21 protein-coding genes, 4 tRNA genes and 1 other RNA gene are annotated in these 21789 nt (G+C 35.1%); 7 read left to right on the top strand and 19 right to left on the bottom strand.

The window, feature by feature from the left end; translation table 11 throughout:
• Positions 1-7: 7 nt before the first annotated feature.
• The 14 genes from ACVFVN_RS08980 to ACVFVN_RS08915 form a co-directional block, all read right to left on the bottom strand.
• On the bottom strand, positions 8-1099 hold the full coding sequence (locus ACVFVN_RS08980) for an efflux RND transporter periplasmic adaptor subunit (RefSeq protein ID WP_456234990.1): 1092 nt from the start codon (positions 1097-1099) through the stop codon (positions 8-10).
• Between the two features lie 3 nt (positions 1100-1102).
• Positions 1103-2344, bottom strand: coding sequence for a TolC family protein (locus tag ACVFVN_RS08975; RefSeq protein ID WP_456234989.1), 1242 nt, complete (start codon positions 2342-2344; stop codon positions 1103-1105).
• A gap of 114 nt (positions 2345-2458) precedes the next feature.
• Positions 2459-3817, bottom strand: coding sequence for a histidine kinase dimerization/phospho-acceptor domain-containing protein (locus ACVFVN_RS08970; RefSeq protein WP_456234988.1), 1359 nt, complete (start codon positions 3815-3817; stop codon positions 2459-2461).
• Positions 3818-4501: a response regulator transcription factor gene (locus ACVFVN_RS08965; protein WP_165133607.1), complete on the bottom strand. Its 684-nt coding sequence runs from the start codon at positions 4499-4501 to the stop codon at positions 3818-3820.
• 73 nt (positions 4502-4574) lie between these two features.
• Positions 4575-4646: transfer RNA gene (locus ACVFVN_RS08960), tRNA-Thr, on the bottom strand.
• 43 nt (positions 4647-4689) lie between these two features.
• Positions 4690-4765, bottom strand: a tRNA-Gly gene (locus ACVFVN_RS08955).
• 75 nt (positions 4766-4840) lie between these two features.
• A tRNA-Tyr gene (locus ACVFVN_RS08950) sits at positions 4841-4921 on the bottom strand.
• 16 nt (positions 4922-4937) lie between these two features.
• A tRNA-Thr gene (locus ACVFVN_RS08945) sits at positions 4938-5011 on the bottom strand.
• 238 nt (positions 5012-5249) lie between these two features.
• Positions 5250-5540: an HPF/RaiA family ribosome-associated protein gene (locus tag ACVFVN_RS08940; protein WP_165133610.1), complete on the bottom strand. Its 291-nt coding sequence runs from the start codon at positions 5538-5540 to the stop codon at positions 5250-5252.
• A gap of 26 nt (positions 5541-5566) precedes the next feature.
• Positions 5567-6478 (bottom strand): tyrosine-type recombinase/integrase, encoded by a 912-nt coding sequence (locus tag ACVFVN_RS08935; protein WP_456234987.1) that lies wholly within the window; start codon positions 6476-6478, stop codon positions 5567-5569.
• 84 nt (positions 6479-6562) lie between these two features.
• Positions 6563-6760: a 30S ribosomal protein S21 gene (gene rpsU / locus ACVFVN_RS08930; protein WP_165133616.1), complete on the bottom strand. Its 198-nt coding sequence runs from the start codon at positions 6758-6760 to the stop codon at positions 6563-6565.
• A gap of 302 nt (positions 6761-7062) precedes the next feature.
• Positions 7063-8046: a pyruvate dehydrogenase complex E1 component subunit beta gene (locus ACVFVN_RS08925; protein ID WP_456234986.1), complete on the bottom strand. Its 984-nt coding sequence runs from the start codon at positions 8044-8046 to the stop codon at positions 7063-7065.
• A 106-nt stretch (positions 8047-8152) separates the two neighbouring features.
• Positions 8153-8572 carry a DUF2147 domain-containing protein gene (locus ACVFVN_RS08920; RefSeq protein ID WP_165133622.1) on the bottom strand — a complete coding sequence of 140 codons (420 nt, stop codon included), beginning with the start codon at positions 8570-8572 and terminating at the stop codon, positions 8153-8155.
• A 130-nt stretch (positions 8573-8702) separates the two neighbouring features.
• Entirely contained in the window at positions 8703-10622 is a 1920-nt protein-coding gene (locus ACVFVN_RS08915) for an LTA synthase family protein (protein ID WP_456234985.1), read from the bottom strand.
• A gap of 99 nt (positions 10623-10721) precedes the next feature.
• Between ACVFVN_RS08915 and ACVFVN_RS08910 the strand changes: the two genes are divergently transcribed.
• From ACVFVN_RS08910 to ACVFVN_RS08895, 4 genes are all read left to right on the top strand, one after another.
• Positions 10722-11456, top strand: coding sequence for a CDP-alcohol phosphatidyltransferase family protein (locus ACVFVN_RS08910; RefSeq protein ID WP_409508546.1), 735 nt, complete (start codon positions 10722-10724; stop codon positions 11454-11456).
• Between the two features lie 46 nt (positions 11457-11502).
• The gene (locus tag ACVFVN_RS08905; RefSeq protein ID WP_165133631.1) at positions 11503-12267 is read left to right on the top strand and encodes a 3'-5' exonuclease; all 765 of its coding nucleotides are present in this window, start codon (positions 11503-11505) and stop codon (positions 12265-12267) included.
• Positions 12268-12276: 9 nt separating this feature from the next.
• Positions 12277-12885, top strand: coding sequence for a fumarylacetoacetate hydrolase family protein (locus ACVFVN_RS08900; RefSeq protein ID WP_456234984.1), 609 nt, complete (start codon positions 12277-12279; stop codon positions 12883-12885).
• A gap of 128 nt (positions 12886-13013) precedes the next feature.
• A complete protein-coding gene (locus ACVFVN_RS08895) occupies positions 13014-13457 on the top strand; it encodes a universal stress protein (protein WP_165133637.1) in 444 nt (147 codons plus the stop codon).
• Between the two features lie 84 nt (positions 13458-13541).
• Here the strand turns inward: ACVFVN_RS08895 and ACVFVN_RS08890 are convergent, their stop codons facing one another.
• On the bottom strand, positions 13542-13775 hold the full coding sequence (locus ACVFVN_RS08890) for a hypothetical protein (protein WP_456234983.1): 234 nt from the start codon (positions 13773-13775) through the stop codon (positions 13542-13544).
• A 43-nt stretch (positions 13776-13818) separates the two neighbouring features.
• Between ACVFVN_RS08890 and ACVFVN_RS08885 the strand changes: the two genes are divergently transcribed.
• Entirely contained in the window at positions 13819-14727 is a 909-nt protein-coding gene (locus ACVFVN_RS08885) for a DUF6427 family protein (RefSeq protein ID WP_456234982.1), read from the top strand.
• Positions 14728-14729: 2 nt separating this feature from the next.
• On the top strand, positions 14730-15311 hold the full coding sequence (locus ACVFVN_RS08880) for a DUF3109 family protein (RefSeq protein WP_456234981.1): 582 nt from the start codon (positions 14730-14732) through the stop codon (positions 15309-15311).
• Between the two features lie 6 nt (positions 15312-15317).
• On the opposite strand, the gene rnpB is transcribed toward ACVFVN_RS08880, so the two are convergent.
• From rnpB to ACVFVN_RS08860, 4 genes are all read right to left on the bottom strand, one after another.
• An RNA gene (gene rnpB, locus ACVFVN_RS08875) (RNase P RNA component class A) lies at positions 15318-15626 on the bottom strand.
• A gap of 351 nt (positions 15627-15977) precedes the next feature.
• The gene (locus tag ACVFVN_RS08870) at positions 15978-18245 is read right to left on the bottom strand and encodes a TonB-dependent siderophore receptor (RefSeq protein ID WP_456234980.1); all 2268 of its coding nucleotides are present in this window, start codon (positions 18243-18245) and stop codon (positions 15978-15980) included.
• A gap of 196 nt (positions 18246-18441) precedes the next feature.
• Positions 18442-19518: a putative type IX sorting system protein PorV2 gene (locus ACVFVN_RS08865; protein WP_456234979.1), complete on the bottom strand. Its 1077-nt coding sequence runs from the start codon at positions 19516-19518 to the stop codon at positions 18442-18444.
• Entirely contained in the window at positions 19518-20423 is a 906-nt protein-coding gene (locus ACVFVN_RS08860; protein WP_165133654.1) for a DMT family transporter, read from the bottom strand. Before ACVFVN_RS08860 ends, ACVFVN_RS08865 begins: the two co-directional genes overlap by 1 nt.
• Positions 20424-20493: 70 nt before the next feature.
• On the opposite strand from ACVFVN_RS08860, the gene ACVFVN_RS08855 reads away from it, so the two are divergent.
• A complete protein-coding gene (locus ACVFVN_RS08855) occupies positions 20494-21279 on the top strand; it encodes a TerC family protein (RefSeq protein ID WP_456234978.1) in 786 nt (261 codons plus the stop codon).
• Positions 21280-21789: the final 510 nt, after the last annotated feature.

Raw genomic sequence — 21789 nt, 5'->3', positions numbered from 1 at the left:
CAAAAAATTAACTGGTTAAAGATTTATAAATTAACAATTGATTGGTGGTAATGACTTTTTCACCTTCTTGAAGGCCTTCGGAAACATAAGTAACCTCTCCAACTTGCTTTAAAACTTTAATTTCTCGAACTTTTACATCTGTTCGTGATTTAAAAACCACTACAAAATTTCTGTTGTCATCGAAAATTACCGCATTGGAAGGCACCGTAAGAGATTGATTGTTTTCTTGTCTTTTAACTTTTATGGTAGCTTTACTATCGGGAACGAGAAGTCCATTTGAGTTATCCAAAACTAGCCTCGCCTGCATGGCATTGGTGTGCGGATCTATGATTTTGAAAATTTTATCTATTTTTCCGTAAAAAACCTTGTCGGGGTAAGTTAAGGTTGTAACTTCAGCTTCCATACCTAGACTTATTTTATCGATATCGGCTTCATTAACATTTAAAATTGCCCAAACGTTTTTAGTATTAGCAACATCGAAAATATTATCGGAGCGATCACTTCTTAGTTGCATATCTTTGTTGATATTTTTTTGAACTATATATCCGTTAATTGGAGCGAGAACACTGTACACATTTCCTTTTTTAACATTGTAAACAGTACTTACTGCTAATGCTCTCTGCAATTGATCTTCTGCTTTTGTAACTTGACTTTGCGCTTCGATGACGTCTTTTTCGGTATTTAATTTTCCTGCATACATTTCTTTTGCCACGCGAAGGTTATTTCTGGCTACCGCTAGATCTGTTTTGGCGTTACTCACATCCTGTTGAACTCCCGCCAACTCCGTACTTCTAATGGTTGCCAAGACCTGACCTTTATGCACATAATCGCCGAGTTCTACATTTACGCTCAATACATTTCCACCCACCAAAGGGTAAACATCGATATAAGAATTTTTATCGGCGCTAATTTTTCCATAAAAACTAAACTCATCCTCAACATATTTTTTCTCAACATCAGCAAAAGTCATTGTTTGAAGCATAGTATTGCTAAGTTCAAAACCTTTTGATTTGGTTTTATCGGGTTTGGCTTCTTCTTTTTGGGAACAAGAAAATATAGTTAAAAGTGCAAAGATTATATAAAAGTAATTTGATTTCATTTTTTAGTAGAATATTTGAGTTTGTACCAGTTGGTTGAGCTGTTCTTTGGAAATGATGATCTGCTTCTTCATTTCATAAACTTGGAGAATAGTTTTTCGGTAACTGTCCATAAAATCTGTAAAATCGATCAGGCTAACATTTCCATTTCTGAAATTTTTCAGCATACCGTTATACACCATGTTTAAATCATCCAAATCCTGAATACTCAACTGAAAATACTGTTGGTAGTTATTCTTCCAGGTTTGGTAAGCAGATTCTACTTGATTTTCAATAGAGAATTTTTGCAATTCTGCATTTTTTTGATGTTGCTCTATGGCAAATTTTGCTTTTTCTACATTCCCTTTATTGCTTTTCCACAACGGAATTGGCATCCCAACCACCATATCAACTTCATTTTTGAAAGTTCCTCCGTTTTGACTGTACGCCATACCGAGGTTAATATCAGGTGTGTTCAATGATTTTTGCCAATGTGCGTATAACCTTCCGTTGTCTATCAATTTTAGATTATAAAGGTAGTCGACATTGTACTCAAGTGCTTTTCTTTTTAGATCTTCAATATCGCCGATGGGTTCTACTAGTAAGGAATTTTGCGCTTCGGTTTCCGAAATTTCGGGATCTATATTTTCTGTGATGCCCGTTAAAAGTTTTAAATTTTGTTGATATTCTAAAATGGAATTGTTGCTAGAAACTTTATCACTTCTTAATTGTATGACTTCAGTTTGTAAACGAACCTCGTCTTTTAAAGAAATATTCCCTTTTTTAGTCTGAATTTTATAAGCCGAAAGCAAATCATTCATATAACCTAAATGCCTGGTAATATTGTCGAGCTTCAGTTTTTCGAAATAAAGATTGTAAAAATTGGTTCGAAGTTGAGTTCTTAAATCAACTAAAAGTTGGGTAAATTGCAATTGCGCAAGCTCTTTATTGGATTTTGCAAAAGCTATTTCGTTCTTTTTCTTTCCACCGAGATAAATAAGTTGAGAAATTTGCGCCTCTTTGGAACGTCCAACATCAAAAATCTTTTTATCCTCTGGATTTATAGCATTAAACTGAACGCTAGCTTGTGGGAGTTCCCAGATTTTGGCCTGTATAATATCGGCATCGCTCATGCTAATATTATATTGTTGCGCTAACAATTGCAAATTATTCTTTTCGAAAGAAGCCTCGCAATCTCGAATTGTCATGTTTTGCTGAGCAAGCAGCGTTGTACTGACTACAAACAAAAGGTATTTTACCCGTTTCATTTCATCTCTTTTGAGACAAAAAAGCACTTATAATCTTAAAAGCGCCTTAAAAACAAATTAAAATAAGATTAAAAACAGAAAGCAGACAAAGGCAAACAACTATATTACAGCCACTTAAAACATCAATCTGAATAAGTTTTCATTGTGCGATTTTACTTTATAGACAATATCCGCATTATGGTATTCCAAAATTCGTTTGGTAATACGCAGTCCGAGTCCAGAGCCAATGGTATTTTGAGAATTATCACCACGCATAAAAGCCTCATAAAGTCTTTGTTGTTCGTCTTTGCTGAGCGTTTTTCCTTTAGAACAAACATCAACCACCAATCTGCCCTCTATTTCTAAAATAAGAAGTTCAACTTTGTGATTTATGGAATAAATGGCTGCATTTTTTAAAAGATTAATGAAAACAATTTCTAACAAAGACTTAACCCCTCTAATTTCCAGAATATCTAATTCGGAAATTGTATTAGAAATTTGAAAATCCATTTGAAGTTCAGGAAAATTCTTTTCTACTTTTTCGAAAGATTCGAATATAACTTCATCAACTCTTATCAATTCATAAATTGAACTGATATTTTTTTTATCAAACCTGGTTAATAACAAAAGCGATTTTGTCAAATCGGACAATTGGTGTACATCTTTTTGCATCTGCTTCAGAGATTGCGTTACCTCTTGATCTTGTATGTCCTGTCGCAATAGATTTTCTAACTGAAAAGACATTCTCGTCAATGGTGTGCGAATCTCGTGTGAGGCACTTGCTGTAAAATCTTTTTGAGACTGGAAAACATCATTAAGTCGTGCAATCATGGTGTTAAAAGATTTTGTCAAAACACCGATTTCGTCTTTAGAATTTTGCTCTGGAATTTGCGTTGTTAATTTGTGTGCTGTTATATCAGAAACTTGCTCATTAAGATCCTCCAAAGGGCGCAGAAGTCGTCCAACAATATAATAGCAGAATAACCAAAGCAAAAGACAACTCAAGCAATACGAGAAAATAAGGAGGTATTTTAAAAACTGTAATTTAGAATTTCCGTTAACGTCAATTGCAGTTGTTACAATATAATAATTTTTGCTATTGATGTTGCTAAGCACCGCATAAATTTCAGGATGAGATGATTCGTCATATACCACTTTTTTTTGATCCAAATCATCGAGAAGCGATTCGTTCCATTCGACATTTTGATCTTTAATTGTACTATAAATCAATTTTTTATTAGCATCAAAAATCAAAATTTTCTCATTGAGCAGGACATTATCAGAATTTTCATCAAAAAACAAAGGGGCTTCTTCTTCAAAATTTTTTGATTTTTCAATAAAAGTTACTGTGAAATCTAATCTTTTTCTGAATCTATCTTTGAACTCGTCTTTTCTAAAACCATTAAAAAGAATATAAATAATCACCATTACCAATCCAAATAATATTGAAAAGGCAAAACTTAGATTAAACGCTATTTTCCTTTTTAACGTCATCTATTGCACCAAGCTAAGGTAATACCCAAATCCAGATCTGGTATGGATAAGCTTCACAGGAAAAGCCTTATCAATCTTCTTGCGTAGGAAATTAATATACACTTCTACAGTATTGGTATTGGTACTAAAATTATGCTCCCACACCTCTTCCGTAATTTGCTGTTTCGACACTGTACGACCTTGCGCTTCTGCAAGAAAAACCAACAATTGGAATTCTTTCACCGTTAAAATAATTTCCTGATCTCCACGGAAAACTTTATGATCCGTCTTATTAATTTTAAGATCACCTATTGTAATAATTTCTTCCGCAGGGGTAACAGTGGCAATCTGTCGTCTCAACAAAGAATTGATCCTCATCAACAATTCCTCAAACTGAAAGGGTTTCACCAAATAATCGTCTGCTAACCTAGCATAAGCTTCCTTCTTATCAGAAAGATCACCATAAGCGGACAAAATAATTATTGGCGTTTTTATATCGGCTTTACGAATTATCTCACAAACTTCAAGACCATTAATTTTGGGAACATTAATATCAAGCAAATACAAGTCGTAGTTTTCATTTTGAGCTTCCGCTAAAAAAGATTCGCCATCATAGACTTTGTCACAGACAAAATTATGCGACGTCAAAAATTTGCAAAGTTCTTCTGATAAAACCAAATCGTCTTCTAATATCAATACTTTCATCCAAAAAATTTTCTTCAAATTAACAAAAATAAGCGCATAAAAAAAATCCTAAATAAAAATTTAGGATTTTGAGAGCCAATATCGGGAATTGAACCCGAGACCTCTTCCTTACCAAGGAAGCGCTCTACCCCTGAGCTATATCGGCGATTGGGTAAAAAAAAATCACATTCCTGAAAGGTTTGTGATTATGGAGCGGAAGACGGGGGTCGAACCCGCGACATTCAGCTTGGAAGGCTGACGCTCTACCAACTGAGCTACTTCCGCAATTTTGTTTCCAAAAATGTTGGTAACGCTGCAAATTTAAAATAAAATTTTTAATTTGCAAACTTAATAAAAATGTGGGGAGAGCAGGATTCGAACCTGCGAAGCCGAAGCAACTGAGTTACAGTCAGTCCCATTTGACCGCTCTGGAATCTCCCCGCGTTATTTTTATTAGAGCCTCCAGAGGGATTCGAACCCACGACCCCGAGATTACAAATCACGTGCTCTGGCCAACTGAGCTATGGAGGCATTTTATTTTTAAGAACTCTTATCTTGCTTTGGTTAAGCGGTTGCAAATATAAAAACTTATTTTCTTATTTCCAAAAAATTTTTAAAGTTTTTTTATTTATTATTTTTTAGAAATCGTTCTAAAAGCTAATAAAACTGAGGATTCCAAAAGATCTTATGTTCTGTTTTGCGAGTGCAAATATAACATAGATTTCTTGAAATCCCCAAATTTTTTCTTAAGTTTTTTCAAACTTTTTTTCTAAGCTAATTCTTTTTTCTTGATTAACAATTTCTTAGCTGTTTCTGCACACAGGTCTAGACTCTCTTCAAAACTAGCGCAAGTCTTCTTAACAACGATATCATCTCCTGGAACTTTTACAATAAGTTCTGTTGTTTTGTTTTCTTTGTCGGAGGTATTTTCAACTTTTAAGAACACTTGACACTCGACAATCTTGTCATAAAACGTATCTAGTTTGTTTAATTTTTTCTCAATTCTTTCTTCTAATGGTTCGTGAGGTGTCAACCCCATTGCTTGAACTGTGATTTTCATAACAACATTTGTTTTAAAAATTAATATTATGGATGTGAGGGTGTATCACTTTCTCCCTGTTTTTTGAGCGCTCTTGGGTGCGCATTATTAAAGACCTTCTTCAGCTGTTCAATATTAGCATTAGTATAGACTTGTGTCGATGCTAAACTTGAGTGTCCCAAGAGTTTTTTTACTTTCGAAATCTCTGCCCCGTTATTAAGAACATGTGTAGCAAAGCTATGTCGCAAAATATGAGGACTTCTTTTCTCCTTTGTAGTAACAAGACTAAGGTACTTATTTACGACTGAATAAACAAATCTTTCTCCGAGTTTTTTGCCCTTTTTATTAACAAAAAAATAATCCTGATGTTCGGCATTTGGTCGACGAATTTGTAGATAATTTAAAAGCTCTTTTTTTAATTCTTCAGAAATAGGGATTATGCGTTGCTTATTCCCTTTACCCGTTACTTTAAACGCTAAAGCCGTAAGATCTACATTTAAAAATAAAAGATTACACAATTCTGCCTTCCGCATTCCTGTTTGGTACAACGTTTCTATAATTAACTTGTCTAAAAGGGGAATTGTTGTTTTATCTTCTATTTCTGTTTTTAAAGTTTGCATTTCCTCCAGAGAAAAAGGGCTTTGTTTTTCTGCATAAAACTTCAAGGATGAGATACTTTCCATAGGTGAAATATCGATCTCACCGATTCTTAATAAATAGAGATAAAAACTTCGCAATGATGACAATTTCCTATTAATGCTTCGTTTGCTGAGTTGCACTTCACTAAGCCGGACAATAAAATTTCGGATAACTTTTTTGTCAACATGCTGCAACTCTGTTGTTGCTTCTGTTTCTAAAACAAAATTGAAAAAATCCTCTAAATCTTTTTGATAAGAAGTTATGGTATGAGGCGAATATCGTTTTTCGACACAAATGTAGTCGATAAATTTTTCTAACATGAGAATATGTGATGGGTATAAATACAAAAATCACTCTCAAATATACGAATTTGAGAGTGATTAATATGCGTAGCTAAAGAAGTTTTAAGCTTGTTCTTCTTTGCTTTGTTCTCTTTGTTTGTGAGCTGCTTTTTGTAGTGCTTGTCTGTTCAATACAGAAGGTTTAATAAATTGTTGTCTTGCTCTTAGTTTACGAACAACACCTGTTTTATCAAATTTTCTTTTGTACTTCTTTAAAGCTCTGTCGATAGACTCTCCGTCTTTTACTGGAATTATTAACATATTTTACATCTCATTTTGAGTTGCAAAAGTATTAATATTTTTTGACTTTACAAATTTTATTTTATTTTTTTGAGTATTTTCTATAATTATCTGCAAATTGCGTGAGCGATGCTAGCGAAAATCCTTTGGGGGGTGGCGCGAGGCGGCGGAGCGTAGCGGAGCCGTCCGAGCGTCACCCCAAAAGATTGTAGCGAACGTAGCGACCCGCATGTTAACTGCTTAGGAAGCCAAAGGCTTTGCTAAGGATAACAAAGGGACACGCCATAAAAAAACTCCTGATTTCTCAAGAGTTTTTATTGACTTTATGCTTTGATGTACATCGCTTTTTTTATTTCTTCTTTAACTTTTTCAAGTTTTGGAAACCACTCCGCAAACAAAGCTGCAGAATATGGTGCTGGAGCATCTGGCGTGGTAATTCTCTTAATCGGCGCATCCAAATAATCGAAGGCTTTCTGCTGAACCATATAGGTAATTTCTGATGCTACGGACGCAAATGGCCAAGCTTCTTCCAAAATCACCAATCTGTTCGTCTTTTTCACAGATTCTAAAATAGTATCATAATCCAAAGGTCTTACTGTTCTAAGGTCGATAACTTCTACAGAAACTCCATCTTTCTCTAAATCTGCAGCAGCTTGCATCGCCAACTTCATAATTTTTCCGAAAGACACCAAAGTTACATCCTTACCTTCTTTTTTGACATCTGCTTTTCCAATTGGGATGTAGTATTCTTCTTCTGGAATTTCCATTTTGTCACCATACATCTGTTCTGACTCCATAAAAATAACGGGATCGTTATCCTGGATTGCTGTTTTCAAAAGTCCTTTTGCATCGTAGGGATTAGATGGCACCACAACTTTAAGACCTGGACAGTTGGCATACCAACTTTCAAAAGCCTGAGAGTGCGTTGCTCCTAATTGTCCTGCAGAAGCAGTGGGCCCACGGAAAACAATTGGGATATTCCATTGTCCACCACTCATTTGGTACATTTTAGCAGCGTTATTGATAATTTGGTCAATCGCAACCATAGAGAAGTTGAAGGTCATATATTCCACAATTGGTCTATTACCATTCATCGCAGAACCTACTGCAATACCAGTAAAACCAAGTTCCGCAATTGGCGCATCGATAACTCTTTTTGGACCAAACTCGTCCAGCATACCTTTTGAAGCCTTGTAAGCTCCGTTGTATTCGGCTACTTCCTCTCCTACTAAATATATGGATTCGTCCTTGCGCATTTCTTCGCTCATAGCTTGAGCAATGACTTCACGAAAAGTATATTCTTTCATGTATTGAAAAATTTAGACTACAAAAATATAGATTTTTTTTTATTATTCACCTAACATAAAAAAGCAAGCCCAAAAAGAGCTTGCTAAATTTCTATAAAACGCAATATTAATCTGCTTTTTGCCAAGTTTGAGTTCTTCCTAATAAAGAAATCCCCATATAACCTCTTACATTAAGCTTATCGCCATCTCTTGTAATCGTGCACTTATAGGTTTTTCCATTTTTAGGATCTGTAATTGTTCCTCCTGTGAACTCGCTTCCATCTTTTGATAAACCGCGGACAACTTCCATACCTAAAATTGGTTTTCCTTTTCTGTCATCTTTACAACCTGTACAATTAGGATCTGCAGGTTTTATCAGCAACTGTACAACTTTTCCGTAATACTTTCCATCGGATTTTTTAAAAATCTCAACATAGGATTTTGCCTTTCCTGTTTCGTCATCAATCGTTTTCCATTTTCCTTCGATTTGCGCAAAAGACATTGCGCTAATGAATATTGTTGCGAAAGCAAGCATGATTTTTTTCATAATTTTAAATTTTATAACAATGTTATGATAAAGGGATCTTGTTAAAGTTAAATTAACTTTGGATAAAAATAAATAAATATTCTATACCTACAAGCTTTTTTTAATTATAGAATCTAAAAATGATATGCTACTAATACAATTTTCGATTGATAACACGATCCATATAATCTTGATACCAAGCTTTTACCTTTAACAGATCAAACTCTTGCTGTTTAGACCTTGGCTGATTAATCAGATTTTTTGTTAATCCCAAATCTTCTTTTTGATAAATACCAATTACATCTTTGCCATCGAAAGCATAAATGTAATCGCCGATAATCATTTGTTCTTGTATCGAATTAGAGTTCACAATAATATTTGGCTCTTCTTTATCGGACACCAAACTTCTTCCCCAACTTCGTATTGATTTTTTATACCCCATCAAATCTGCTAAAGTTGGGTAAATATCAATTTGTTGTACAAAACGCTTGTCAACACCTTCTAGTTTATATTTCGGATTTGGGGAATAAAACAACATCGGAATTGCAAAACGGTTCATTGCTTTTTGATATTCATCATAATGTATCATATTGGTATGGTCCGCGGTTATCACAAAAATTGTGTTTTGGAACCAAGGTTTTTTAGAAGCCGTTTCAAAAAATCTCTTCAAAGCCATATCGGTATATTGCATCGGCTCATGAATTGCCAAAGGTCCTTTTTTAAACTTCCCATTATATTGTTCCGGAATCTTGAATGGATCATGAGAAGATGCTGTGAAAATCGTTGACATAAATGGTTGCGTTTTCCCAATATTATTTGCGAAATACTGGAAGAAAGGCTCGTCCCAAATAGCCCAAATCCCATCAAAATCCTCATCATTATTATACTCGTCTTTCCCAAAATAATGTTTGAAACCAAGAATATTTCCAAAACCTTGGAATCCCATACTGCCATTGGGCGCACCATGATAAAAACTCGTGTCATACCCCATATCATTCGCTACAGAAACGATAGATTGAATTTTTTGATTGGAATAAGGCGAAGACGTAAAAGCGTCCGTCAAACTAGGAATACCTGCCAAAATAGAACTCATCCCATGAATGGATTGACGACCATTAGCAAAAGCATTAGTGAAAATTAAACTATGCTGCGCCAAACTATCCACAAACGGCGTGTAAGACACATAATTTTTAATATTTGATTCTTTATTAAAAGCGCCAGAATATTCTTTTCCAAAACTTTCTACAATAAAAATAACAATATTCGGCTTTTCCTCAACTTCGCGTTCATAATGTTTATATGGCTGAATCTCCTCAGTAATAAACGCTTCATCAACAAAATGTACGAGCTTAAAACTATTGGTATTTATAGTTCTAAAAAACGAAAAAACACTATTGAGAACAACATTTGCTAAAGTTGGATTTTTGACATGTTTGTTAGCATCAACCAGATTAATGGGTCTTGTACTGTGTTTAAAATCGCCGCGAATACCACCAACAACCAAAGTCGCCGTTACACACAACATCAAAATGCTTGACACAAAATAAACAACTAAATTCTGAGGCTTTCGATAATTGACTTTAACACGTTTATACAAAAACACCCAAAGCACCATACAAACTATAAAACTTATCGGCACAAGCGGACTTTGCAAAATCCCATTGAAAAAAACTTTCCAAAGATTTGACTCGTGTTCTACAACAGACAAAACCGACGATGTTAAACGTGATTGACTGAATTTAAAATAAACAAAATCACCAAAGTTGAAAGAATATGCAATTCCGTTTGTGATAAAATACCACCAACACAAAAATTTTTGATATCCAGCTTTTGTATTGACAACAATAGGAACCAAACTCAGCAAGACAAACACCGAATTGACATAGAAAATCGCTGTTGTATCGAATGCCGTACCGTAATATGAAATGCTAAAATAATCGCCAATACTATCTATCGGCAACAAATCTTTATTAAAAATCCAAAACAAAAATCTTGCGATTTGATAGAAAAAAAACACTAACGCAAGGCGATATATCAGGACCAAAAATTCCTGCCATCTAACATCTTTCATCTTGCAAAAATACAGATTTTAGTATTTTAGAAACAGAATCATCTATTTTCTTTACAGAATTCTTAGATGGCCGAACTCAATATTTTGTATTTTTGTCGCATGAATTTCATTAAAAACAACCTAGCCAACGCTTTTACGCTTGCCAATTTATTTTCTGGTTGCGTAGGTGTCATCCATTTATTAAACAACGATTACAAAACAGCAGGCTTTTGTCTAATCCTGTCTTTGGTGCTTGATTTTTTCGATGGATTTGTAGCGCGTGCGTTAAAATCCAACAGCAATCTTGGCGTACAACTGGACTCGTTAGCGGACATGGTGAGTTTCGGATTTTTCCCGGGTGTTGTCCTTTACAAATTTTTGGAAGTCTACGGTCACACAGCTTTCGGAATCGATTTTCCTTTTGAGATCAAATATCTAGGATTTTTTGTGACTTTATTTTCGTGTTTACGATTGGCTATTTTCAATCTGGACGAAGAGCAAACCTATTATTTCAAAGGTCTTAATACGCCGACTAATACTGTATTTTTATTTGGTTTATACTTTTTAAATCAAAATCAAATCGCAAGCAACACAGCATCCTTTTTAGAATTAAATAATATTCTAAATGCAGAGATATTAATCGTTTTAACCATCATTTGTAGCTGGCTTTTGGTAAGTCCTATTAAAATGATTTCAATGAAATTCAAGTCGATGAAATTGGAAGACAACCATCCAAAATTGGCTTTATTAATTGGCGGAATCATCTTGTTAATTGCATTAGGCGTCAATGCTATTCCGTTTTTGGTGATTTATTATATTCTCATTTCGTTAGTATTTCAAAAACAACTTAAATAGATCTAAAGTCTAAAAAAATTAATTCATAATTCATAACTAAAAAAGAATGAATCTCAAATTATATAAACCCCTTTGCGTTTTCGATTTAGAAACAACAGGAACCAATGTTTCTACCGACAGAATTGTTGAAATGTCTATTCTAAAAGTTAATCCAGACGCTTCTAAAGAAACCAAAACGTGGTTGGTAAATCCTGGAATGCCAATTCCGGAAGCTTCAAGCTTGGTACACGGCATCTATGACAAAGATGTGATGAATGCGCCTAGCTTCAAAGATATCGCTCCAAAAATTTTAGAAATGATAAAAGATTCGGATTTGGGTGGTTTCAACTCTAACCGTTTTGATATTCCAGTTTTGGCTGAAGAATTACTTCGTGCAGGAATGGATTTTGACCTTAACAAGCACAAATTTGTTGATGCACAAACGATTTTCTTTAAAAAAGAACCACGTAATCTTGGCGCAGCTTATCAATTCTATTGTGGAAAAACTTTAGAAAATGCACATTCTGCCGAGGCGGATACTTTAGCAACTTTCGAAGTTTTAGATGCTCAAATCGCAAAATACGAGGATCTTCCAAATGACATCCAAGGTCTCAGCGAATATTCTTTCCATCAAAAAAATGCTGACTTAGCTGGTTTTATCGGTTATAATGATAAAAATGAGGAAACTTTCAACTTCGGAAAATACAAAGGACAAACGGTAAAAAGCGTTTTCCAAAAAGACCATGGCTATTACGGTTGGTTGCAAAATGCGGACTTCCCATTGTACACGAAAAAGATATGGACAAAAATCCAATTGATGAGCAAATTTTAAAATCCAATCATGAAAATAATCTGCATAGGCCGCAACTATTCTGAACACGCCAAAGAGCTAGGAAACGAAGTTCCTGAGAATCCTGTCATCTTTATAAAACCCGACACAGCGGTTCTTAAAAAAGATACAGACTTCTATATTCCCGAATTCAGCAACGATGTGCATTACGAATTGGAAGTGGTTGTTAAAATCTCAAAAGGCGGAAAATATATCCAAAAAAATAATGCTTCCAAACATTATGATGAAATAGGATTGGGCATCGATTTTACAGCGCGTGATCTCCAAAGTCAACTGAAAGCAAAAGGTCTTCCTTGGGAACTTTCAAAAGCTTTTGATGGTTCTGCTGTTGTGTCTGAATTTCTGAATAAAGAGGATTTTGATCTAGAATCGCTTCAATTCTCTTTATCGAAAAACGGCGAAAAAGTCCAAGATGGCAACACGAGTGATATGATTTTTGATATCGACAGCATTATTGCATTTGCTTCTCAATATTTCACATTACGCGTGGGCGACCTTATCTTTACAGGAACACCAAAAGGTGTCGGAAAAGTTGAAGAAAACGATATTTTAGAAGGTTTTCTAGAACACAAAAAACTTATATCACTTCGTATCCAATAATTATTTAATAAAGAATTACTATCTTTATAAAGAGAAAATGATTAATTAAAAATTAATAGTATTAAATTATTAATTCGCAATTAACATCAAATATTTCAAATAGTTATAACCTTGAAAAATATTTCACCATGAAAAATATTATTCTTCCAATCGATTTTTCTGATAGCACCGACAAGCTTATAGATTATGCTATTTCTTTTGCTAAAGATGTGACTGCAAAAATCCATCTTATCCACGTAAGTCCAACTGATATTGGATTTGTAATAAGCGACATGGGCTATCAATACTTCCCCGAGGTTGAGGAAAACGAGTTGAAATACGAATTAAAAGAACTCAACCGACTAGAACAATATGTAATTGCACAAGATATTGATGCAACCCATATTCTAAAACAAGGTAATGCAGCGGAAGTTATTATGGATTATGTCAAAGAAAAAAATGGAGATTATATTGTCATGGGTTCTCATGGAAGAAGTGGGATTTATGATGTTTTTGTAGGTTCATTAACAAAAGATCTAACTAAAAACGCAAACATCCCTGTCGTTGTTGTCCCATGTCGAAAAGAAAAATAGTGCTACTAAAACCATATTCCTAATAGATAAAACAAAGCCTACATTATTAATAATGTAGGCTTATATTTAATATAATCAATTTATTTAACCTTCGTTTTTGTAAAGTTTGGGATCGTAGTAAGGGAATTTGCCTTCTGTTTCAGAATGATACTCTTTATCCTTATCACCACCTAAAGTAACTACCAAAATGTAGCACCAATAAATGAAAAATCCAGATGCTACGATAAATAGTACCCAGTTTAGGAAATTACCTGCAAAATCAAAGAACCCGAAAGTCCATGTGAAAACACTACCTAAGAACAACCAGAAAGATGTCATTGCTTTTCTTTTTTTAAATTAACTTTGCACAAATTTATAAAAAATGTTTCGATTACTTTCTAAAGAAAGCAATATTTTTTCAATTCCCGTTTATATCGGTTTTCTACTGCTTATCATTATCGCGTTTAACGCTATGGATATCAGCAGACTAGACATCATGTCCGCTGTTATTACATTTGCTGGGATTTCGTTGGGATATTTTTTATTTAACAAGCTGGACCTTACCTATCAGACACATTTACCTTTATTCCTTTACACTTTTTATGTGTTTGCCTTTTATCCAGGAGACCTCAGCATTGGTCTGGCTATCACACTTTTGATCAACTCTTTTTTACTTTTAATATTAACCTCAACCAGCGACAAGCTCAGAAAAGGCTCTTATCTTCTGGTTGGCGCCTTGTTGTGCATCAACTATTTGTTTCTACCCATTTTTTGGCCTTTAATCTTCTTTGTCATCATCCATATTTTTGTAACTTCTGGAAAGGCTTTGGCCAATTTGTTTCGCTTATTTTTTGGAGCTTTGTTGATTCTAATCATCTATTTCAGCGTGATGTACTGGATGGATTACGAAAGTTGGGATAATAAATATTGGCCTTTGAGCGCCAATTTCAAAATGGTGAACGAGTTTTCGAATCTCTATTTTATAACGCCTATTATTTTAATGATAATCTATGCGGTGTTGGACCACTTCAGACATTTCAATGAGAAAAGTCCTACCAGCAAATATAAATATACTTTTTTGCTGCTTTTTTCCTCCGCATTTTTAATATCCATAATTTTGTACATGGGAACTTATTACGAAATGCTATTGGTACTAGGTCTTCCTGTAAGTATTATTTTAAGCCGAATGCTAAGGTTTTTTCCTAAATATTGGATGCAAGAACTTGGACTTTGGACCATAATTATGTCGCTGTTTTTGTTTAAAATAGCACCTTATATATTTCAAATTTAGATATGATTCAGTTAGATGATAAATTAATTTCCGAAGATATTTTTTCTGAGGAATTTGTATGCAACCTTTCCAAATGCAAAGGTGCATGTTGTGTAGATGGTGACACTGGCGCACCGCTTGATGAAGACGAACTTCCTATTTTAAAAGAGATTTTCCCGAAGATAAAATCTTATCTACGACCAGAAGGCGTTTTGGCAATAGAAGAACAAGGCACGCATGTTATCGATAACGAAGGCGATCTTGTAACGCCATTGGTTAACAATGCAGAATGTGCTTATGTTATTTTTGATGAAAAAGGCTGGACAAAATGCGGCATCGAAAAAGCTTATGAAGACGGGATTATCGATTGGAAAAAGCCGATCTCCTGTCACCTCTATCCCATACGTGTTACCAATTACAAAACCTTCACAGCACTTAACTACCACGAGTGGCCTATTTGTAACGACGCTTGTACACTAGGAAAAGAATTAAAGGTTAAAATTTATCAGTTCCTTAAAGAACCTTTGACAAGAAAATATGGCACCGAGTTTTATCAAAACCTAACGTACGCTGCCGAAGAGTGGGAAAGAGAATTTAATTCTTAACAAAAAAATAAAAGAAGCGCTATAAGCCGGATTCTGTGCCCTCCCAAAAGAGGGTGCTTGTTATTTATCTGATTTGCAAATTACTCTGCAACTTTAGCTGCTTACCCCTCGCCAACGACCGAGCCGACCTTAACTGGCGATATACTTAGCATTGCACCGCATAGAGTTTACCTGGTTTCACTACAGCCGAACTGTACCTGCTTTCTGTTGCACTTGTCCTACGCTCGCGCGTGACGGATGTTATCCGCTATGCTGCTCTGTGGTGTCCGGACTTTCCTAGCCTCCCGAAGGATTCTCAACAAGCCGCACTTCTTTTATGCGCCAAAAGTATTACTTTTTAAGCTATATAAAAAAGTTTTTTATTCAATAAATTAATCACTGCTGTCAGCTTTTTTTAACAACAAACGCTTGAGATGCGAAAATAGCAAGCTTGGTATCCATCAAAAGCAAGCTTGTTAATGGGCAATAGCAAGCTTGTCATCGGGTCATGACAAGCTTGCTATTTTTTGACCCTCGCAAAGCCGCTCTAGCAGGGCTTTACAGAAGGGCTAATTTTTGATTTTAAAAAACAATTTAATGACATATTTTTAGGCTTAAAAAAAATAAAACCTCAAAGCTTTTAAGAGAACTTTGAGGTTTATAAATATAGTGTAGATATAGTAAATATTAAAGCTTATACGTCAAGCTAACATAGAAATTACGTGGTGCAATTGGATTAACCGAGTAGTTCTCGTGTACGTTATAATTAACGACATCAAAAATGTTATTAACTTTGGCCTGAATCATGAATTTCTTCCACTCGTAGCCTGCTGAGAAATAGACCGTCGTATAGTCTTTCAGTTCAAAAATGCGACTTACACCATTACGGCCATCCAGGCTAGAAGAGCCACCGTTTTTGGTATCGTTCCACCCGGCAAGACGATCACCGATATAATAGGCTCCTGCACCCAGTTTAAGTCCTTTTAGCTGGTCTGTGAATTTATAAAACACCGACAAATTGGCTGTCGTAGCTGGTGTTCTCACCAATCTTTGTTTTTCGACATAGCCTGTTGCTTCGGGCGTATCCAGATAGACAGCGTTGTTGTAGGAGAAACCTCCTATTATTGAAAGATTGGCTGTTGGGTTACCTGTAATATCCAGTTCTACACCGCGGCTTCTCATTTTGCCTGAGTATTCTTTTAACATGCCCGATGGATCAATTTGGTTGCCATTTTCATCCAAAGCATTTTGATAATAATTTTGATAAATAATTTGATAAACAGAAAGGTTGAGCGCTACTGCATTGTTCCAAAAATTCTTTTTCGCGCCTACTTCGTACTGATCGATATTGGTAGGTTTCAAACCTTCATTATTAATATCTATCCCAACATTATTTGAAAAGGAATTGGTATAAGTTGCAAAAATGGACAAGTTATCATTCGGCATATATACAAGTCCTAGTTTAGGAGAAATAGCCTGGTCGGAGGTTTGTGAATTTTTGACAATTGTCTTACCATACGCCTTTCCTGCTGCGGCATATTGTGTTTTTAAAGACGGCATGTTTTCAACATACGACCAACGAAGTCCTGCAATAACTTTGAAGGTTTTGCTAAGGCTAATGAAATCTTGTGCATAAACACCGAGTCTTCTTGATGTTGTTCTGGTTTTGCCAAAAGTTTTTGAGTCTGGCATGGTTCCAGAAACCCAAGTTGATGGATCATCCAGATACAGCAAGTCTGTTGGGCTTCCGTTATTCCCGTAGATATAGGATGTTCCGTATTCTTTATTATTAGCAGGATTAAAGAACGTAAACGAATCCGATTGTCCAAAGTCGCCATCGGCACCTATTAGAACTTTGTGCCCAATTTTTCCTGTATTAAATTCTCCATTTAGGTTAACCTGAACAGATCCGTAGTTTTGTTCGCTATATGTTTTGGAAAGATTTCTTTTATATCTATATCTGTTATCAGCCGTTGTTTCCCAAGAAACCCGCTCTGTTGAGAAATAGTCTTTCGTATAATTTTGGTAAGATGCAATTGCATCTATCGTCCACTTATCGCTTAACTGGCGTTTGTAAGTAACAGTGGTTGACGTTTGTTGAACATTTTGATACTGCCAAGGTGTTCCCAAAAAAGCATTTATAGGAAGCATATCATTCAGTTTATAACTCTTATCGGTATTAATGATACTTCCGATTCCGAAATCAGGCGTTGAATCATTTTTAAGATAATCCGCTTCAACAATCAATTGGGATTTCTCTCCAAGATTAAATATAAATGATGGATTAACATAGAATTTATCCGAACTAACAATATCTCTGAAACTATCAGCATGTTCATACGCCATATTGATTCTCGCAGCAACATTTTTAGAAAGTGGTCCATAGACATCGACGGTTGGCTTGTAGCTATTCCAACTTCCCACGTTCATACTAGCACTTCCTCCAAAGTGGAAACGAGGTTTTTTAGTAATCATATTAATAACACCACCAGCAGCGGTATTGCCGTACATCATCGCGTTGGCACCTTTAAGAACCTCAACACGCTCTAATCCAGAAACCTCTGGAAAAACACCACTGTTAACGCGACTTCCGTTTTTGAAAATATTGTCGTTTCCTAAAATAAAACCTCGCCCACCAAAACTATCTTGTGCATTACCACGAGATGATGTGATATAAACGCCATTTACATTTTGTAAGACATCGCTTAACTGTTTAGCTTGTTGTTCTTCAATAACTTCATGGGTTACAATTGCAATAGGTTGTGGCGTTTCCATCATCGTAAGATTAGCCTTCGATGATAATGGTTTTGCTTTGTTTGGATTACCTGTTTTATGTAAAAGCACATCTTCAATCTGTTGAATCCTTGCTGTATCGCTTACCGCTTCATATTTCATCTGGCCAAATGCGAAACCAGAAATTGTGATTAAACCTAATGCAATTATATTCTTATTCATTGTTATACTTATTTAGAAAGAGTTAAAATAACAATGCGAATTTAGGAATTATTAACTTTTAGACAAATTTATTTTTAACAATTCTAAATAAAAACACAGACAACAACGCAAGTAGTTGATTTTCAAACACAAACAAAACATGATATTTCTCAACAAAAACTATTGAGAATAAAATAAAATATGAAAACTCGAAAAATTAGTTTCGGAAAGCTTGCATATCAAGCTTTAGAGAAAAGAAGTTTGAATAAAAATTGGAACCTCCAATTCCGGAATTCGTAATCGCATAGTCCAAAGTAAGGCCTTTATATTTAATACCTATACCAGCACTTGGCTGAAAAGAAACTTTCCTTTTTAAACTTTCAATATCTGTAATATTACTGAACTGATTAACACCCAATCTCACAAAAACCATATCTTGGAATGCCAGCTCTGCACCAGCATAAGGTGTAATACTTGCAAAATCTGTTGATATTAAAGAAGGCGTTTTAGCAAAATCAATATTAAGTCCAGCTTCTGGCAAAAGTTTCAAATCTCGGTTGATTTCAAAAAGGCGACTCGCTCCGACATTCAGCTTTGGCATTGTAATTTCCAACTTGTCGGCTGGCGCTGGGTTAAATTCTTCCCCATTGACAATAGTTGACAATTCTTTTTCGTTAATCGTCCAGAAATTGACTGTTGTCGTGGCATCGCGCAACATTGCACCATAGTTCCAACCATTATCTGTTTTATAAATTGCACCAAGATCGAACCCGAATCCATAGCCACTCGCGAATTTTCCGATATTACGATACACGACTTTTGCATTAACCCCGATATTCAATCGGTGATTTCCAGATGGATTAAACGCATAAGACAAAATCGCGGCGTAGTCTGCAGTCGAAAAAGATGAAATTTTATCATAATCGATATTGCCTTCTGGATCGATCATTTGGGTTGTGTTAAGAATATTATCAACCCCTAAACGTACCAAAGAAATCCCAAAAACACCATTCTCAACAGATTTGGCAAAAGCAACATAATCGTATTTGGCAATCGATTCAAAATACTCGGCATGCATTGCGGAGGCTTGCCAATCGCGTTCTACGCCATTAAGCCCTGCGGGATTCCACATCGGCGCATAGACATCTTCTTGATTTGAGATTACCGCACCGCCCATACCAAGACCACGTGCGCCAGCGCCAATGTTTAAAAATTCATTAGAGTACTTACGAATGATTTGGGCATTCGACAAACTAATAAGCAAAAGGCATATAAAAAATAAATGTTTCTTCATTAATCTATTGTCTTGTTGGCTTCGACTGTTGCTAGTTTTTTTCTTCTTTTGGACTTTATCAAACCATTAACTACGATGGATAAAATCATAACAGCAGAAGCGATATAAAATATCGGACTCATATGTTCTGACGCGCCAAAGATAAAAAAAGCTAATATAATCCCATAGACCGGTTCAAGATTAACTGTTAATATCAACGTAAATGGTGAAATATACTTCATCAGTTTAATACTTTCAAACATCGGATACGCCGTAAACAAACTCGCCAATAAAATTACTAACGCATAATCATGCATACTTATTTCGTTAAGGAAAGATAATTGTCCTGTTAGCAAAAAAAACAATGAAATAATCGCCCATCCACCAAATATCTCATAGAAAATAATATTGCCAGACGATACTTTGCCATACATTTTACCATTAAAAACAGAAAAAACAGTTCCACACAAAGCACAAATAATACCGTAGAAAATTCCCAATTTGTATTTCATTTCCGCATTGAAAATGAGCAAAATACAGCCAACAATAACAATCCCAATCAATATTTCCAGCCAATCTATTTTTCTACGAAATACAATAGGCTCAATAAAAGCGGCAAACAATGTTGATAAGGACAAACACGACAAGGCTATAGAAACATTCGACACCTTTATCGACTCGAAAAAGAAAAACCAATGTGCCGCCATTACGCTACCAATACCAATTAACCTCAGCAAGTTTTTGCGATCGACTTTCAGACTTTCTTTTTTAATAAATCTTAAATAAATAAATAAAAAAAATGCTGTAAAAAGCATCCTATAAAATACCAATAACGCAGCATCTATCTGAATTAATTTTCCTAAAATAGCAGTGAATCCCCACAAAAAAACAATGAGGTGTAATCTAACGAGATGCGAACTTAACATTATATAAAAGTATTGTAAAAACTTAATGCAAACTTATAAATAATAAAAGTATTTTTGCAAAAATAAAAGTATGGAATTTCTACAAATATTCGCCTCAGTAGATGCGCTCATCGCACTACTCACCTTAACTTTTCTCGAGATAATCCTCGGGATAGACAACATTATTTTCATCTCAATAGTTACTGGAAAATTACCACAAGACCAACGCAAGCGTGCAACCAGAATAGGACTTTTCCTTGCCATGTTTATGCGTATCGCTTTATTATTTGGGATCACTTGGCTCATCGCTATGAAAGCATCGCTCTTTAGCATCAATTGGGGTTGGTTCAGCGCAGACTTCACGGGACAAGCCCTGATACTTTTTGCCGGTGGTATATTCCTGATTTATAAAAGCACCAAAGAAATCCACGAAAAAGTGGACAACAAAGGCGAACATGAAAAAGAATTAGCCACAGGTTCTGGCGCAAAATCTTTCGCAAATATCATTTTCCAAATCCTTTTAATCGACTTGGTATTCTCGGTTGATAGCATCTTAACGGCAGTCGGGATGACCAATGGCGTACAGGGCGCACTACCTATTATGATAACTGCAGTTGTCATTTCCGTTGGTGTTATGATGTTGTTCGCGGTGCCAGTCGGTAATTTTGTTAATCAAAATCCATCTATCCAGATATTAGGTTTGGCCTTTTTAATTTTGATTGGTTTTATGCTTTTAACAGAAAGTATGCACCTATCAGGCGCTATTCTTGGCGGACAAGAAGTTGGCGCAGTGCCAAAAGGCTATTTGTATTTTGCCATATTCTTCTCTCTCGTTGTCGAATTCCTCAACATGAGAATGCGTAAGAAAAAAGCTTAAATTTAAAATCAAAGCATAGTCCCCACTTTCTCCGTTGACAAGTGGGGACTTTTTTTATAAGCTCTACGTTCAACAATCATGTAATGTCAATTTGAAAAATACAGAACCACATAATTTTAATTTTAAGGAATTCGATCTAGATATTAATTAAATTTCTTGTTGTTTTTAAAAGTTTAAAAAATCCTCCAACCCAAATCTTGGACTCGCCGACCTTTAGATTTAGGTTCAAAATAGAAGCCTTGCTGTTAATTAATGAAAATTATAGGTTAATAACCGAAAACTTGCGCTTAATAGCGTTTAATTTTTGGGTAAGTAAGCTTAAATTCAGGCTTCATAAACCAAAATTTCTGGTCCAGAACCCCAAATTTTGAGTTCACAAAGCCAAAGGCTTGTATTTTTTACGCCAACACATCTATCTATAACCACAACGGATATGTTCTCAACCACAAAAATCACGTATATAAGCCCAAATTATAAGCAATAAATTTTAATTAAAGCTTCAAATTTTGT

This window comes from Soonwooa purpurea (assembly GCF_053891095.1).
This window is presented reverse-complemented; position numbering and strand designations above follow the sequence as displayed.

Coding starts and splice junctions, on each gene's coding strand:
- ACVFVN_RS08980 (WP_456234990.1), bottom strand. CDS start 1,099: ATGAAATCAAATTACTTTTATATAATCTTTGCACTTTTAACTATATTT.
- ACVFVN_RS08975 (WP_456234989.1), bottom strand. CDS start 2,344: ATGAAACGGGTAAAATACCTTTTGTTTGTAGTCAGTACAACGCTGCTT.
- ACVFVN_RS08970 (WP_456234988.1), bottom strand. CDS start 3,817: ATGACGTTAAAAAGGAAAATAGCGTTTAATCTAAGTTTTGCCTTTTCA.
- ACVFVN_RS08965 (WP_165133607.1), bottom strand. CDS start 4,501: ATGAAAGTATTGATATTAGAAGACGATTTGGTTTTATCAGAAGAACTT.
- ACVFVN_RS08940 (WP_165133610.1), bottom strand. CDS start 5,540: ATGAAAATCACAGTTCAAGCAATGGGGTTGACACCTCACGAACCATTA.
- ACVFVN_RS08935 (WP_456234987.1), bottom strand. CDS start 6,478: ATGTTAGAAAAATTTATCGACTACATTTGTGTCGAAAAACGATATTCG.
- rpsU (WP_165133616.1), bottom strand. CDS start 6,760: ATGTTAATAATTCCAGTAAAAGACGGAGAGTCTATCGACAGAGCTTTA.
- ACVFVN_RS08925 (WP_456234986.1), bottom strand. CDS start 8,046: ATGAAAGAATATACTTTTCGTGAAGTCATTGCTCAAGCTATGAGCGAA.
- ACVFVN_RS08920 (WP_165133622.1), bottom strand. CDS start 8,572: ATGAAAAAAATCATGCTTGCTTTCGCAACAATATTCATTAGCGCAATG.
- ACVFVN_RS08915 (WP_456234985.1), bottom strand. CDS start 10,622: ATGAAAGATGTTAGATGGCAGGAATTTTTGGTCCTGATATATCGCCTT.
- ACVFVN_RS08910 (WP_409508546.1), top strand. CDS start 10,722: ATGAATTTCATTAAAAACAACCTAGCCAACGCTTTTACGCTTGCCAAT.
- ACVFVN_RS08905 (WP_165133631.1), top strand. CDS start 11,503: ATGAATCTCAAATTATATAAACCCCTTTGCGTTTTCGATTTAGAAACA.
- ACVFVN_RS08900 (WP_456234984.1), top strand. CDS start 12,277: ATGAAAATAATCTGCATAGGCCGCAACTATTCTGAACACGCCAAAGAG.
- ACVFVN_RS08895 (WP_165133637.1), top strand. CDS start 13,014: ATGAAAAATATTATTCTTCCAATCGATTTTTCTGATAGCACCGACAAG.
- ACVFVN_RS08890 (WP_456234983.1), bottom strand. CDS start 13,775: ATGACATCTTTCTGGTTGTTCTTAGGTAGTGTTTTCACATGGACTTTC.
- ACVFVN_RS08885 (WP_456234982.1), top strand. CDS start 13,819: ATGTTTCGATTACTTTCTAAAGAAAGCAATATTTTTTCAATTCCCGTT.
- ACVFVN_RS08880 (WP_456234981.1), top strand. CDS start 14,730: ATGATTCAGTTAGATGATAAATTAATTTCCGAAGATATTTTTTCTGAG.
- ACVFVN_RS08870 (WP_456234980.1), bottom strand. CDS start 18,245: ATGAATAAGAATATAATTGCATTAGGTTTAATCACAATTTCTGGTTTC.
- ACVFVN_RS08865 (WP_456234979.1), bottom strand. CDS start 19,518: ATGAAGAAACATTTATTTTTTATATGCCTTTTGCTTATTAGTTTGTCG.
- ACVFVN_RS08860 (WP_165133654.1), bottom strand. CDS start 20,423: ATGTTAAGTTCGCATCTCGTTAGATTACACCTCATTGTTTTTTTGTGG.
- ACVFVN_RS08855 (WP_456234978.1), top strand. CDS start 20,494: ATGGAATTTCTACAAATATTCGCCTCAGTAGATGCGCTCATCGCACTA.